This window comes from Collimonas pratensis, from assembly GCF_001584185.1.
Classification (GTDB): Bacteria; Pseudomonadota; Gammaproteobacteria; order Burkholderiales; family Burkholderiaceae_D; genus Collimonas; species Collimonas pratensis.
Window position 1 is genome coordinate 2,720,061 of sequence record NZ_CP013234.1, and the last position, 13,949, is coordinate 2,734,009.

Below are 13,949 nucleotides of genomic sequence, written 5' to 3' on the forward strand. Positions count from 1 at the left end.
CACTTACGCGTGAATCAGGCGGCCGCCGCCGAACGACCAGTTTTCCCAGCTAGTTTCCTTGAAGCACACCATCACTTCTTCGGTGTTCAAGCCTTGTCCGGACAAGGTGGCCATCAGTTCTTCCAGCAGCTTGCGCTTGACCTTGACGCTGCGGCCGACCGACCAGAGGATTTCGATCAGGACAAAATTTTCGGTGCGGGCCGATTTCAGGTCCGGATAGCCGGGATCGTAGCGGAAGTCTTCGGGGTCAAGCTCGATGACGCGCTGGAATTTGTCGGTTGCCGGCACCCCGGACGACAGCAAGGCGGCGTGTACGGCGTCAAGGACGCCGGCCTTGAATTCGGCGGATTTCGGTTTGCGGACAGTGATGGTGACGAGCGGCATGCGGACTCCTTGAAAAGGTTGCTGGTCCCGGTCATGCCGCTACGGTTCAACCTCTCCTCAGGCAAACAGCAGACGGTCGGTGTAGTGGAAGTCGCCGGGGTCGAAATAGGGCTTGGCCCAGTTATCCGTGGTCGACAGGAACCAGCCCGCGGCCACCGCAGCTTGCTGCTTGGACACTGGCATTTTAACGGGTGCCGGCGCCGCTGCGCTAGCCATGCGGTCGAGGAACTGGAAATGGTCGACCAGGCCCACGGCCTCGATCGCGAACACGGTGGCGATGTCGCCGTCGTAGATCGCCAGCAGGTTGTCGCCATTGGCCTGCTCGCCGCCGACGGCAAGATTGGATGATCCGCAGAACACCACTGGGGCGTTGCCGTTAAAGTCGCATACTACGAACTTGTGATGGATCTGATGGCCGATGCCGGCAATGGTGCGGACCTGGTCGAAAGGCGGCGGCAGAATCGCTTTGCCGGGTTTCCCGGTCACCAGCACGCCGGTTTTCTTGCCCGGCGCATACAGGGAAATACCGCTGTTGCTGTCCGAAATGCCGTAGCTGAAAATATTTTCATCGGCATGCAGGTTCTTCAGGGCGGCGTAGACCGGACTGGTGCCATTGTCGATTTCCATCACGGCGAACAGCACGCTTGCCTGCTTGGCTGATTTCGTTCCCTCCTGCTGGATGCGGGCCGCGATATCGCCGAGATTCTTAGTAACGAATTCGGCTGAATGCGGGGCGAAAGTAATGTCGGTTGCGGGAGAGTCGCCCTGCGCTATCGAGAAAGTGGCTGAGGAAAATGGCGATTGCAGGTAGGGCGTGAGCTTGACGCCGCCTTGCCATATCGTCTCGAACAACTGCCCGTATTCCGCGGCGACCGCAGGATCGTCGAATACCAGCACATGGTTGGAGTTGACGTACAGGCCAGTGACGGAGAAGTTGGTCGAGCCGGTCAGCACCTTGAGCGCGGTGTCCTTGTTGAAACTGATGAAGACCTTGTCATGGGCGTAGCGCTTGAAATGGCCGCGCAGGATAGCGGCCGGGCTCTTGGCGACCGCCCGGAACTGCGTCTCGAACTGGTCTTCCGGCAGCGGCTTGCTGGCGGAATGATGAAGCGCGGCGTTGTCGAGGATGATGCGTACCCGGCCCTGGCTGGCCAGCTCCAGCAGGATCTTGCAGATATCCGGTTCGTTGAGGTCGTAGGCAAAGACGTCGAGATATTGCGCCGGATCCTGCAGCACTTCGTTGAGCAGCGCAAAAATCTGCGCGCGGGCAGTCAGTCCGAGCCAGGCGTATTCATCTGCAAAGGTGTACTGTGCGCCGGCAGGATTGCTGCCGGAGACCTGCGCGGTGTCGAACAGCAGCTCGTCGCTCTTGGGGCGGATCAGGGCATTGACGCCGAAATTGTGGCTGAATGCCTGCGACTGCGTATAACCGCGGGTGAAACCGAGCTTGAACTTGTTCTTGGTAAACGGTCCGACGTAGACGCTGACGGCGACGCCTTGGGCCGGGTCGATGGCGATCAGCGACTGCTTGTCATCGAAATAGCGCGGGGTAACGGTGTAAGTGTATTCGCCGAAAAACGGATCGGTGCCCTGGTGGTTGGAGCCAGGCACATGCAGCCAGCGGAACTTGTGCACCGGCGCGTTCACGCTTGAATTCGACGGTTCTTGCGGATCCTGCACATGGCTGGCGGGGGTTTCGAATTGCAGCGTGTTGTAAAGGTAATAGGGCGCCAGGCCCTTGGGCTGGCACTGGATGGTGAAGCCGGCCAAGTTGACCGCGCTTTGAGAGTCGAGAAGATTGAATGCCAGCAGGGTCTTGCAATCCCCGATGTGGGCGGTAACGGACAGCAGCTTCGATTGCTCTGTGACAGACGCCATTGCGACTCCCCGGTTCAATTGAGCGCCTGCGCAACGGGCGCCGAAACAGCATGTGAATGATGCTGTGTTCCTGCGCGCTGCCTCCCGCGCAATGCAAAAAGCATTGGAAAATACTAACGAGGAATTGTTACCGTGCAATGACTTGTTGAATTGGAAATGGCTGGTATGCGGAAATGTTTTCCTAGCCAATCCAGTATGGGCAGGATGTCGGGAACGGCGGTTGGCGTTCCGAAGGTGTCAGGCAGGCATCGCGGTGAGGGATGCAAGCATTGCTGCTCTTTGCTTATCTTTTGCTTATCTGTTGCTGATATCTGCAGCCCGCCAGTTCAGTCTTGAGGGTCAGGCGACTCAGCTTCGTTGGTCGCATCCACAAAATGCTTGAGCGAGGCATCCATATCGAGCCGTAATTTTCTGGCAACCTCAGGGTCTCGTTGCTCACTGGAAATTGCTGCAAAATATCTGTCTTTGGCGAGGTCGTGCAGGCGCAGCGCCTCATTGATATTTCGATCTGCATTACTCATGCTTCTCTCCAAACAGGACAGGCGAGCAGCTATCCTAGCATCAACTCTCCGGTGTTTCAAACGCCCGCCAGATTTGCGCGGCGATACAGGCTAGGCGCTCCTGAGCAGGGGCAACGAGGACTGTTCTGGCATGTCGAGGATCAGTTGGCCGAATTCGCAGGCTGCCAACGTCTTGCCGCCGTCGCTCCAGATCAATGAAAAATCGGCGCTGGGCAAGAGCGGCAAGCCGTATTGGCCATCGACGATTTTCATGCCTGGTTCCAGGTCGTCGCTGGTCAGCACGGTAATCGCCAGTCCGCCCAGCACCGCGGCGCGCAGGCCTTGCTGGCTCGGCGAGGTAAACACTACATGCCATTTGACAGTGGTCTGCTCTAGTGCGGTAACGCCGGCATGGCGATACACGCAGGGCGCAGGAAAGAAGGCCAGCGGTACCGAGGCATCAGGCGGTAGTGTGAATATGTCTGCCGCCACCCACACCAGCCTGGTGCGCCGGACCACCGTGCCGCGTTCGCTTCGGGGTACCGATATCACTACCGCCAGGTCGAGCTCGCCGGCGTCGATCATCGCCCGCAGGTCGAGATTCATGCTGACGTTGACGTCCAGCCTGATGGCTGGGAAGGCGCGGGCGAACTGGCACAGCAGCGGAGGCAGCCGTTCACCCATGAAATTCTCGGGCACGCCGAAGCGCACCGCGCCGCACACCGGCGACGGCTGGAAACGTCGCACCATGGCGTCTTGCGCCTGCAGGATCTGTTCGGCATAACGCAGGAAATCCTCGCCGTCGTCGGTGAGGGTGAGCTTGCGGGTGGTGCGGTGCAGGAGCGGGCGTCCGGCCTGTTCCTCCAGCCGGCGGATCTGGTGGCTGATGGCGGACTGGGTCAGGTGCAGCTGCTGCGCGGCGCGGGTAAAGCCGCCGGTTTCCTTGACGGCGACGAACGCGCGCAACAGTGTGGGGTCGAAATCCATGGCGGTCGATAAATGATGGTTTGTAATGAATGACGCAAAATTAAATCATTTCTATCATAGGCTAAATCCGCCCACAATGTTTCCTGTTGCCAAACCTCGCGCGGCGCACCCGCGCAATCCGGGTCTGGCCGAGCCGACTCCGGCCATTCGTGAAAACCAGACAGGAAATATCGACATGACGCTCTCTCAAATCAGTAAAAACAGAATCGCACTGGCGGCAGTCTGCCTGACTGCGCTGATGTTCGGCCTGGAAATTTCCAGCGTGCCGGTGATCCTGCCGACCTTGGAACAGGTATTGCACGCCGGCTTCAAGGAGCTGCAATGGATCATGAATGCCTACACCATTGCCTGCACCACGGTATTGATGGCGGCCGGCACCCTGGCCGACCGCTACGGCCGCAGGCGCATTTTCATCATCAGCCTGGCCCTGTTCGGCATTACCTCCCTGATTTGCGGCCTGGCACAAGACGCCTCGCTATTGATCGCCAGCCGCTTCCTGCAGGGCATGAGCGGCGGCGCCATGCTGATCTGTCAGATTGCCGTGCTGTCGCACCAGTTCCAGGACGGCAGGGCGCGCAGCAAAGCGTTTGCCATATGGGGCGTGGTGTTCGGCATCGGCCTTGGCTTCGGCCCCATCATCGGCGGCATGATCGTGGTACTGTCGAACTGGCACTGGGTATTCCTGGTGCATGTTCCGCTTGCTGTCCTGACTTTGCTGCTGGTGCTTGGCAGCGTTGCGGAATCCAGCGATCCGCAGGCAAAAAAGCTGGATGTCCTGGGTATCGTCACCTTGTCGCTATCGGTATTCGGTTTGACCTATTTCATTACACAAGGGCCGGACCTGGGGTTTGCCAGCAAGGCGGCGCTCGGCATCATCGCCGCGGCAGCCGCCGGCTTCGTGATTTTCATCTGGGTGGAAAAGCGCCAGCCTTATCCGATGTTCGATTTTTCCGTCTTCAGGATACGCAATTTTTCCGGCGCCATTCTCGGTTCGATCGGCATGAATTTCAGCTTCTGGCCTTTCATGATCTATCTGCCCATCTATTTCCAGAGCGGTCTGGGCTACGATATCGTGGCAGCCGGCGCCTCCTTGCTGGCTTATACGCTGCCGACCCTGGTCATTCCGCCGTTGGCGGAACGCCTTTCGCTGCGCTACCAGCCGCGGCTGGTGATTCCTTGCGGCTTGTCGACCATAGGCGCCGGTTTCATCCTGATGAAATACGGCAGCAGCGCCGCGCATGCCAGCTGGCTGACCATGCTGCCCGGATCGCTGCTGGCCGGCATCGGGCTGGGCCTGACCAACACGCCGGTGACCAACACCACTACCGGCTCGGTGCCGGCGGCACGTGCCGGCATGGCTTCCGGCATCGACATGAGCGCCAGGCTGATTTCTCTGGCCGTGAATATCGCGCTGATGGGCTTCATCCTGCTGGAGGGCATCCTGTCTTACCTGAGGAGCGCCATTCCGGGGGAGTTGGATGGCTTGCGCCTGCGTGCTTTGGCCGAAAAGATCGCCTCCGGCAATTTCGCCTCGCTCCGGCAAGGGTTTCCAGAGCTGGTTTCCCTTGATGCTTCCGGGGCGATCGTACATGCCGCGCTGGTGCATGGCTTCGGCCTCGTCATGCTGTATGGCGGGATCGGGGTCTGCATTCTGGCGGTTGCCAGCTTCGTGGTTTTTGGGCCGGAGAGGGCAGTGCAGTATGCAGCGAACAGGAAGATCAAGGAAATCGCGTAATCGCGAGCTTGACTTCAGACAGGCTTGTAAATTTAATGTGATTTGTAATAAATACATTATAAATAATTGAATTTATGTATTTATATAATTTAGTTTATATTTTACTTTAAATATTTTACTTGAGAATTTGTTGCAATTTCAGAGCCTATCGTACAGATGCCAGGCATGCCGGGACGCATCCAGAGCAGGGGTGCGGCAATAACCAGGATAGTGGGCAGAGGTTTTTTCAAGATCAAGGTTGGTCGTTATTGTTATATGATGTCCTACAAGTAAATATTCGTCTTATTTCTTCAAGCGGCTTTCTCTTGATAGTATCGATTTCTCTTGGATCAGCGTATTCAATTGAACGCAATGGCTATTTAAAATATTGCGTCATTGAAATTAACGTTGTACGATAACGTATCACATTTGCCATGGGTCACTGAGCGCATGTGCATACATAAAAACCAGGAGACAGATTGATGAAGCAAGCCCTATCCATGCTGTGCGCTGCCTGCGTGGCCTCGCTGACGCTGAGCGCCGCGCCTGCCCACGCCAGGGAATTCCGCGACGCCGATGTCCAGCCCGCCGATTACCCGACCGTAGCTGCGGTCAACTACATGTCCGACCTGATGAAGCAGCGCAGCCAGGGCAAGTACAGCATCAAGGTGTATCCCAACAGCCAGTTGGGCAACGAACCGGATACTGTCGAGCAGGTCAAGCTAGGGGCGATTGAATTCACCCGCACCCATGCCAGCGTGCTCAACGCCATCTGTCCGGAAACCATGCTGCCTTCCTTGCCGTTCGTGTTCCGCAGCAAGGAACATATGCGGCATGTGCTGGATGGCCCGATAGGCGATGAAATCCTGCGTTCCTGCGAGGCCCACGGCCTGGTCGGCCTGGCGTTCTACGACTCCGGCGCGCGCTTTTTCTATACCAAGAAGCTGGTCAGGAACCTGGCTGACCTGAAGGGCATGAAGATCCGCGTGCCGCAGTCCGAACTGTCGGTGGCGATGCTGCAGGCGCTGCATGCCAATGCGACGCCGATGGCGACCTCCGAGGTCTACACCGGCATCAAGAGCGGCATCGTCGACGGCGCCGAAAACAACTGGCCGACTTACCAGACCGCCCATCACTTCGAAATCGCCCCTTACGTGCTGCTCGACGAGCACGACATGACGCCGGAAATACTGTTGATGTCGAAAGTGATCTACGACAAGCTGTCGGCCGACGACCAGAAAATGATACGGCAAACCGCCAAAGCCTCCGTGCCTTACATGCGCAAGCTGTGGGACGAGAAGGAAATTTCCTCGCGCGCCCTGGTTGAAAAGGCGGGGGTACACATCGCCGCGGCCAATAAAGCTGAGTTCCAGGCCAGCATGGCGCCGGTCTATGCCAAGTTTGTCACTTCGCCGAACATGAAAGATCTGCTTAAGCGGATTCAGGACACGCAATAGGGCGCCGCGCCGACACTCCCTCCGGAATCCTCCAGGAACCGCTCATGAACGATGTCAATACTGCAGTAGATGCCATTGACGGCAAGCGGGCGACCGCCTTGCTGCCGCCGTTTACCTTCCTCACTCGATGCAACGCCTGGCTATCCCTGATGTGCATGCGGCTGGCGGTTGCCGGCCTGATCCTGATTGCGCTGGCCGTATTCGGCCAGATCTTCGGCCGCTATGTGCTCAATAACAGTCCCTCGTGGACCGAGGCTTTCGCCTTGCTGATGGTGCTGTATGTGACCAATATCGGCGTCGCCGTCTGCGTGCGCGACGACCGCCACATGGGCGTTGAACTGCTCACCGGCGCCTTGCCGGCCAAGGCGAGGGTAGTCCTGAAGATCGGCATCCATTTGCTGGTCATCGTGTTTGCCCTGCTGATGATCTGGAACGGCTGGATCCTGGGGCGTCAGATCATGGACTACATGATCCCCAACCTCGGTCTGTCCCAGGGGCTGACCTACTGGCCGCTGATACTCTCCGGCTGCCTGATCGTGCTGTTCTCGGTTGAGCACATCATCGCCTTACTCCAGCATACGAAGGTCGTCCCATCATGGCATTGACTCTCCTGTCCGTCAGTTTCCTGGTATTGCTGCTGCTGGGCGTACCCATTTCGTTTTCCATCGGCCTGTCGGCGATTGCCACCATCTGCTATGAAGGCTTGCCGGTAGCCGTGATCTTCCAGCGCATGATTGCCGGCATGAGCGTGTTTTCCTTCCTCACCATTCCATTTTTCATCTTTGCCGGCGAACTGATGCTGTACGGCGGCATCGCCGACCGCATCATCCAGTGTGCGCGCGGCGTGGTCGGCCATATCCGCGGCGGCCTGGGCATGACCAATGTGCTGGCCTGTACCTTGTTCGGCGGGGTTTCCGGTTCGCCGGTGGCGGATATCTCGGCCATGGGCGCGGTCATGATCCCGATGATGAAGCGCGAGAACTACGACACCGACTATGCCGTCAACGTCACCACCCATTCCTCACTGGTCGGGGTGCTGATGCCGACGTCGCACAACATCATCATCTATGCCCTGGTGGCCGGCGGCGGCGTCTCCATCACCACCCTGATCCTGGCCGGGCTGCTGCCGGCCGCCATCCTGACCCTGGCCAACCTGACCGTGGCCTACCTGGTGGCAGTGCACCGCGGCTATCCGGCCGGCACTTTCCTCGGCTGGCGAGTGGCGTTGCATAGCGTCCTGCGCGCCGTGCCAGGGCTGATGGTGGTGGTGATCATCATCGCCGGCATCACTTCCGGCATCTTTACCGCCACCGAATCGGCTGCCATTGCAGTGTTTTACGCGTTGCTGCTGACCACGCTGGTGTACCGCAGCCTGAGCTGGGAGGATTTCCTGAAGGCGGCAGTCAAGTCGGTCAAGACTACCGGCGTGATCCTGATGCTGATCAGCATTTCCTCCGCATTCGGCTATCTGATCAGCCTGTACAGCGTGGCCGATACAGTGGGCGCAGCGCTGATGGCGGTGAGCAGCAACCCGATCGTGATTTTTCTGCTGATCAACCTGGCCTTGCTGCTATTCGGCACTTTCCTCGACATGGCCGCCCACATCCTGATCTGCACGCCGATTTTCCTGCCCATCTGCGAGCATTTCGGCATGGGACCGGTGCAGTTCGGCATGATGCTGCTGATTAACTGCTCGCTGGGGTTGAACGCACCGCCGATCGGCGCGGCGCAGATCATCGGCTGCACCATCGGTGGCATCCGCATGGGGCAGATCATGCGCACCATCTGGCCGTTTTACCTGGCGCTGCTGTTTACCTTGCTGCTGGTGACCTTTGTGCCGGGATTTTCGCTGTGGATCCCGGCGTTGCTGAACTAGCCCATCTAGTCCATTACAAACTCAAACGCCCTGCAGCAGGGTCTCGCGGAAAGTCGCCGCCAGTGGCCGCAGATTGACGCGATGCCAGGCTGCCCATAGCGGCGTGCGGTAAAGGATTGCGCCCTGAACCTAGATGCCTATTGTCTTTCAGGCAATGGGCACCCAGCGCCAGGGATTCTGCCATTTCGGCAGGATCAGGCAATCCTCGCACAGCATTGAGCTACCCCGTTTTTCGGCCTCCTACCTATGATGAACCCATGCTTTTCACTCATCAACGGAGATCCCATGAAAACGGTAGACCACATTTATATCAACGGCAGCTTCGTTAAACCGCACGGCAAGGAAGTGCTGGAACTCGTCAATCCCTCGACCGGGGCGCCGATCGCCCGGGTCACGCTGGCGGACGAGCAGGATGCGCAAGCCGCGATTGCCGCGGCAAAAGCCGCCTACCCAAGCTTTTCGCGCAGCAGCAAAGAGCAGCGCATGACTTATCTGCAGCGTCTGCACGACGCGGTGGCGGCGCGCTCGGAGGAACTGCTGGAGGTCATGATTGAAGAATACGGCGGTCCGCTGCGGATCGGCAAGGCTAGCACCCAGCGCGCTGCCGTATCTCTCCTTCATCCGCTTTACCCGTCCGACCGAACTCACCAGAGGCATGCTGGAACCTTCCATGTGCCTGGTGCTGCAAGGAAGGAAGGAAGTTCTGATCGGCAGCCAGATCTCGCACTACGGACGCGGCAGCTATGTGCTGTCCGCGATCGACATGCCGGTTTCCGGTCAGGTTTCGGAAACCTCGCTTGCCGAGCCCTATCTGGGCATCAGGATTACCCTGGATCCCAGGGAAATCGCAGCCCAGATCATTGAACACAAGCTGACGGTTCCCAAAAACTCGGCGCCGCGCGCCGCTGCTTATATAGAAGCTGCGGACACTGAGCTACAGGACGCCTTCTTGCGGCTGGCAAGGCTATTGAAGAAGCCGCGCGACATGGCCGCGCTGGCGCCGCTGGTCAAGCAGGAAATCCTGTATCGCCTGATCAGCGCCAAGGATGGCGGCCTGTTGGGCCAGACCGTGCTGGCTCATCATCAGGAAAAGGGCGTCAACCAGGCCATTCACTGGATCAAGACCAACTACGCCGAACCGATGCAGATCGAGAAACTGGCGAAGGCTGTCAGCATGAGCGTGTCCAATCTGCATCACCGTTTCAAGGCCATCACCGTGATGAGCCCTTTGCAATATCAAAAGCAGATACGCTTGCTGGAAGCGCGCAAGCTGCTCCTGGGCGGCCACATCGAAGCTGCTACGGTCGCCTTCAAGGTGGGCTATGAAAGCCCGTCGCAATTCAGCCGGGAATACCGCAGGCTGTTCGGGCCTCGCCATTGCAAGACATGGAATACCTGAAGTATCACGAGCTGGATCAATAGCGCCGGTTCGCGGCCAAAGTGGCTAACGCCGCAGTCGGCTAGGAAATGTCGGCTGCGCGGGCCAGCAGCGAAAGCCGCCTGACCAAGGGTTCAAACAGTTCCGCTGGCGTATTGCCGTATCCCAGCACCAGGCCATTGTCTTCAGCCATGGGATGCAGGGCAAAACCGGAGAGCGGACTGGGGGCGATGCCGTAGCGCCGCGCCGCTTCGGCGATCTTGCGATCGGGATAACAGGCCGGCAGGCGCAGGGTCAGGTGCAAGCCGCAATGGCCGCCTTCGATCGCATGGGGCAGGCGCAAGTGGCGCTGCAAGGCGTCGCGCAGAGCTTGCTGGCGGTCGCGGTACAAGCGCCGCATGCGCCCCAGGTGGCGGCTGAACTGACCGCTTTCGATAAACTCCGCCAGCGCCAGCTGTTCATAGCGGTGGCCGCCACGCAGCATTTCTTCCAGCGGGATCTGCATCGGCGCCAGCAGCACGGCCGGCAGCACCAGGAAACCCAATCGCAAGGATGGGAACATGGTCTTGCTGAAGGTGCCGACGTACAGCACCGGCGCTTGCTCCACCAGCCCCTGCATGGCGCCGATCGATTCGCCGGCATGGCGGAATTCGCTATCGTAGTCGTCTTCGATGATCCAGGCTTGGCGCCGCCGCGCTTGCGCGATCAGCTCCAGGCGGCGCGCCACGGTCAGCACCGCGCTGGCCGGATACTGGTGCGAGGGCGTGGTGTAGATCAGGCGCGGCGGCCGCGTTTTCCAGTCATCTTCCGTCACGACCAGGCCGTCGCCATCGACCCGCATCGGGACGATGCGCAAGTCGCCCGCATGCATCGCGGCCTTGGCCCCGCGATAGCCCGGATCTTCTACCCAGCCGGTATCGCCGGGATTGCTCAATAAACGTACGCACAGCAGCAGCGCTTCCTGTGCCCCCTCGGTGATGATCACCTGGGCCGGATCGCAGCGCACGCCGCGGGCCATGCTCAAGTGGCGGGCGATGGCGGTACGCAAGGCCGGTTCGCCCAGCGGGTCGCCATAACCCAGGGCCGCTGCGCCGGCGTGACGCAGGGCTCGGTCAAGTGCGCGGCGCCAGGCCGCCAGCGGAAAATGGGACAATGCCGGGACCCCCGGGCGTAGCACTACGCTGGCAGCGGTGCGCGGCGCGCTCGGCTGGATGCGCGCCAGGCGCTGCGCGATCAGCGGCGCAGACGGCGCGGCAGGGGTGGCACGCACCGGTGGTGGGCGCGATAGCGCCGCCACTCTGGTGCCCTGGCGATCGGGTTGCACGTAGCCTTCGGCGGCCAGCAGGTCGTAGGCGGCAGTGACGGTGTTGCGTGAAATCGACAATGCATCGGCCAGCACACGCGAACCCGGCAGCCGGCTGCCGGCCACCAGGCCGCCGCCCAGGATGGCATCCTTGATGCGCCGGTATAACTGCCGTTGCATGGGCGCCGCGGCGACATCTTTATCCAGCGGCGCTTCCAGCAAGGCCTGTGGCATGAGGGCAGAGGAGGCCGTGGTCATGGGAATGTCTGAAGGGTTTGGGTAAAATTGCGTGGCACCATGAAATATACATGATGTGGATCTTTTTTTAGAGCCACGAGGCGCGTACTTTAGCACAGGCCCGGCGCATGTCGGGCATGACCAGCCAAGGAAGTGCATATGACAAGTATCTTGAACCAATACCAGCAGCCGGTCGGCGCCCCGGTGCCCGGCTGGACGCCGCGCGCGCAGCCGCGGCGCCAGCCGATTGAAGGGCGTTACTGTCGCCTGGAAGCGTTGGATCCGCAGCGTCATGCGGCAGACCTGTATGCAGCCTATAGCCAGGCGCCGGACGAGCGCGACTGGACCTATCTGTCGACCGGCCCCTTCGCCGATGCCGACGCCTACCGTGCCTATGCCGAACGTGCCGCAGTCAGCAGCGATCCATTGCACTACGTGGTCATCGAACGCAAGAGCGGCAAGGCGGTCGGCACCCTGGCGCTGATGCGGATCGACCCGGTCAACGGCGTCATCGAAGTCGGGTTTGTGACGTTTTCGCCACTGCTGAAGCGCACCCCGATTTCCAGCGAAGCCCAGTACTTGCTGATGAAACATGTGTTCGATGAGCTCGGCTATCGCCGCTACGAATGGAAATGCGACAGCCTGAATGCACCATCACGCCAGGCAGCCGCGCGCCTCGGTTTCCAGTTCGAGGGCATATTCCGCCAGGCCGTGGTCTACAAGGGGCGCAGCCGCGATACCGCCTGGTTCGCCATCATCGATGGCGACTGGCCACCGCTGCGCGCGGCCTTTGAAACCTGGCTGGCGCCGGAAAACTTCGACGCCGACGGCCTACAGCGGCTATCCTTGACGCAGATACGCACAACCCAGGCTGCCGGCGGTTAGTCATCTGTCCGCTACAACAACCGCCTCTACGGCGTCCACGATCCGCGCGGCAATTCGGGGTTGGCGCACAGATGGTTTGTTAATCAATCAGGAAGAAAGATAATGTCACAAGATATCCAGGCGCAATTCAAGGCCTTCAGGGAACGGGGCCTCAAGCTGGACATGTCGCGCGGCAAGCCGGCGCCGGAGCAGCTGGATCTGTCCAATGCGCTGCTGCAGCAACTGGACGGCTACCTGGCGGCAGACGGCGCCGACGCGCGCAACTATGGCGTTGCCAGCGGCTTGCCCGAGGCGCGCAGTCTGTTTGCCGAGTTGCTGGAAATTCCTGCCGCCCAGATCGTGGTGGACGGCAGCGCCAGCCTGGCCTTGATGCACGACACGATCATGTTTTGCCTGATACATGGCATCGGCGGCCAGGCGCCATGGAGCCGCCAGCAAGCGATCAGTTTTCTGTGCCCGGTGCCGGGTTACGATCGCCATTTTTCGATTTGCGAAGCGCTCGGGATCAAGATGATCAACGTGCCCTTGAATGAGGATGGTCCGGACATGGTGCTGGTTGAACAGCTGGTAGCCAACGACGCCAGCATCAAAGGCATGTGGTGCGTGCCCAAATACAGCAATCCATCCGGCACCGTCTATTCGGCAGCCGTGGTGCAGCGCCTGGCGGCGATGAAAACCGCCGCGCCGGACTTTGTGCTGATGTGGGACGATGCCTACCGCTTGCATCATCTGAGCGAACAGAAGATCGATAGTATCAACATGCTGGAAGCCTGCCGGCAAGCCGGCAATCCGGATCGCGCCATCGTCTTCGCTTCGACCTCGAAAGTCACCATGGCCGGTTCCGGCCTGGCCGCGCTGGCCTCGTCCGTGGCCAACATCGCCTGGTGGCAGCGCAATACCTCGGTGCGTAGCATCGGCCCGGACAAGATCAACCAGCTGCGCCATGTGCGTTTCCTGAAAGACCGGGCGCATGTCGAGGCGCTGATGGAACGTCACCGGCATTTGCTGAAACCGAAATTCGACGCGGTGCTGGCGCAGTTCGATCGCTATCTGGGCGCCATCGAAGAAGTGAGCTGGACCAGGCCGCTGGGAGGCTATTTCATCGATCTGGTGACGCCGCCTGGCTGCGCCAAACGCACCATCGCGCTGGCCAAGGAGCTCGGCATCACGCTGACCGCCGCCGGCGCCGCCTTCCCCTACGGCCGCGATGCGGAGGACCGGCATATCCGCATCGCCCCGAGCTTCCCCTCGCTGGATGAAATCTCGCAGGCAGCACAGGGGATTGCGCTGGCCTTGAGAACGGTATTGGAAGAGCGGCCGCGCTAAACCATCCCAGGCGGCCGCTTCCAG

The 13,949-nt window shown here is 59.9% G+C and carries 11 protein-coding genes and 2 pseudogenes; 8 read left to right on the forward strand and 5 right to left on the reverse strand.

What is annotated here, in order from left to right; all coding sequences use genetic code 11:
* Nucleotides 1-3: 3 nt before the first annotated feature.
* The 4 genes from CPter91_RS12360 to CPter91_RS12375 all read right to left on the reverse strand — a co-directional run bounded on the left by CPter91_RS12360 (nucleotide 4) and on the right by CPter91_RS12375 (nucleotide 3,749).
* Nucleotides 4-384, reverse strand: a complete 381-nt coding sequence (locus tag CPter91_RS12360; protein WP_061940594.1) for a tautomerase family protein — start codon at nucleotides 382-384, stop codon at nucleotides 4-6.
* 57 nt (nucleotides 385-441) lie between these two features.
* A complete protein-coding gene (locus CPter91_RS12365) occupies nucleotides 442-2,262 on the reverse strand; it encodes a phospholipase D-like domain-containing protein (protein ID WP_061940595.1) in 1,821 nt (606 codons plus the stop codon).
* Nucleotides 2,263-2,588: 326 nt separating this feature from the next.
* The gene (locus tag CPter91_RS12370; RefSeq protein WP_061940596.1) at nucleotides 2,589-2,783 is read right to left on the reverse strand and encodes a hypothetical protein; all 195 of its coding nucleotides are present in this window, start codon (nucleotides 2,781-2,783) and stop codon (nucleotides 2,589-2,591) included.
* A 90-nt stretch (nucleotides 2,784-2,873) separates the two neighbouring features.
* The gene (locus CPter91_RS12375) at nucleotides 2,874-3,749 is read right to left on the reverse strand and encodes a LysR family transcriptional regulator (protein ID WP_061940597.1); all 876 of its coding nucleotides are present in this window, start codon (nucleotides 3,747-3,749) and stop codon (nucleotides 2,874-2,876) included.
* 175 nt (nucleotides 3,750-3,924) lie between these two features.
* Between CPter91_RS12375 and CPter91_RS12380 the strand changes: the two genes are divergently transcribed.
* From CPter91_RS12380 to CPter91_RS12405, 6 genes and pseudogenes are all read left to right on the forward strand, one after another.
* Nucleotides 3,925-5,484, forward strand: coding sequence for an MFS transporter (locus CPter91_RS12380; RefSeq protein ID WP_061946174.1), 1,560 nt, complete (start codon nucleotides 3,925-3,927; stop codon nucleotides 5,482-5,484).
* A gap of 461 nt (nucleotides 5,485-5,945) precedes the next feature.
* Nucleotides 5,946-6,920, forward strand: coding sequence for a TRAP transporter substrate-binding protein (locus CPter91_RS12385; protein WP_061940599.1), 975 nt, complete (start codon nucleotides 5,946-5,948; stop codon nucleotides 6,918-6,920).
* Nucleotides 6,921-6,964: 44 nt separating this feature from the next.
* Complete coding sequence (locus tag CPter91_RS12390) at nucleotides 6,965-7,525, forward strand: TRAP transporter small permease (protein WP_082792802.1); 561 nt, start codon at nucleotides 6,965-6,967, stop codon at nucleotides 7,523-7,525.
* Nucleotides 7,516-8,796: a TRAP transporter large permease gene (locus tag CPter91_RS12395; protein ID WP_061940601.1), complete on the forward strand. Its 1,281-nt coding sequence runs from the start codon at nucleotides 7,516-7,518 to the stop codon at nucleotides 8,794-8,796. Before CPter91_RS12390 ends, CPter91_RS12395 begins: the two co-directional genes overlap by 10 nt.
* A 285-nt stretch (nucleotides 8,797-9,081) precedes the next feature.
* Nucleotides 9,082-9,348 (forward strand): annotated as a pseudogene (locus tag CPter91_RS27725) (aldehyde dehydrogenase family protein); the annotation flags it as partial.
* A gap of 103 nt (nucleotides 9,349-9,451) precedes the next feature.
* Nucleotides 9,452-10,195: an AraC family transcriptional regulator gene (locus CPter91_RS12405; protein WP_236906022.1), complete on the forward strand. Its 744-nt coding sequence runs from the start codon at nucleotides 9,452-9,454 to the stop codon at nucleotides 10,193-10,195.
* A gap of 61 nt (nucleotides 10,196-10,256) precedes the next feature.
* Here CPter91_RS12405 and pdxR read toward each other — a convergent pair whose 3' ends face one another.
* Nucleotides 10,257-11,735 carry a MocR-like pyridoxine biosynthesis transcription factor PdxR gene (gene pdxR, locus CPter91_RS12410; protein ID WP_061940609.1) on the reverse strand — a complete coding sequence of 493 codons (1,479 nt, stop codon included), beginning with the start codon at nucleotides 11,733-11,735 and terminating at the stop codon, nucleotides 10,257-10,259.
* Between the two features lie 138 nt (nucleotides 11,736-11,873).
* Between pdxR and CPter91_RS12415 the strand changes: the two are divergent.
* Nucleotides 11,874-12,590: pseudogene (locus CPter91_RS12415) on the forward strand (GNAT family N-acetyltransferase); the annotation flags it as partial.
* A gap of 111 nt (nucleotides 12,591-12,701) precedes the next feature.
* Nucleotides 12,702-13,925: an aspartate aminotransferase type Ic gene (locus tag CPter91_RS12420; protein ID WP_061940615.1), complete on the forward strand. Its 1,224-nt coding sequence runs from the start codon at nucleotides 12,702-12,704 to the stop codon at nucleotides 13,923-13,925.
* The last annotated feature ends 24 nt before the right edge of the window (nucleotides 13,926-13,949 follow it).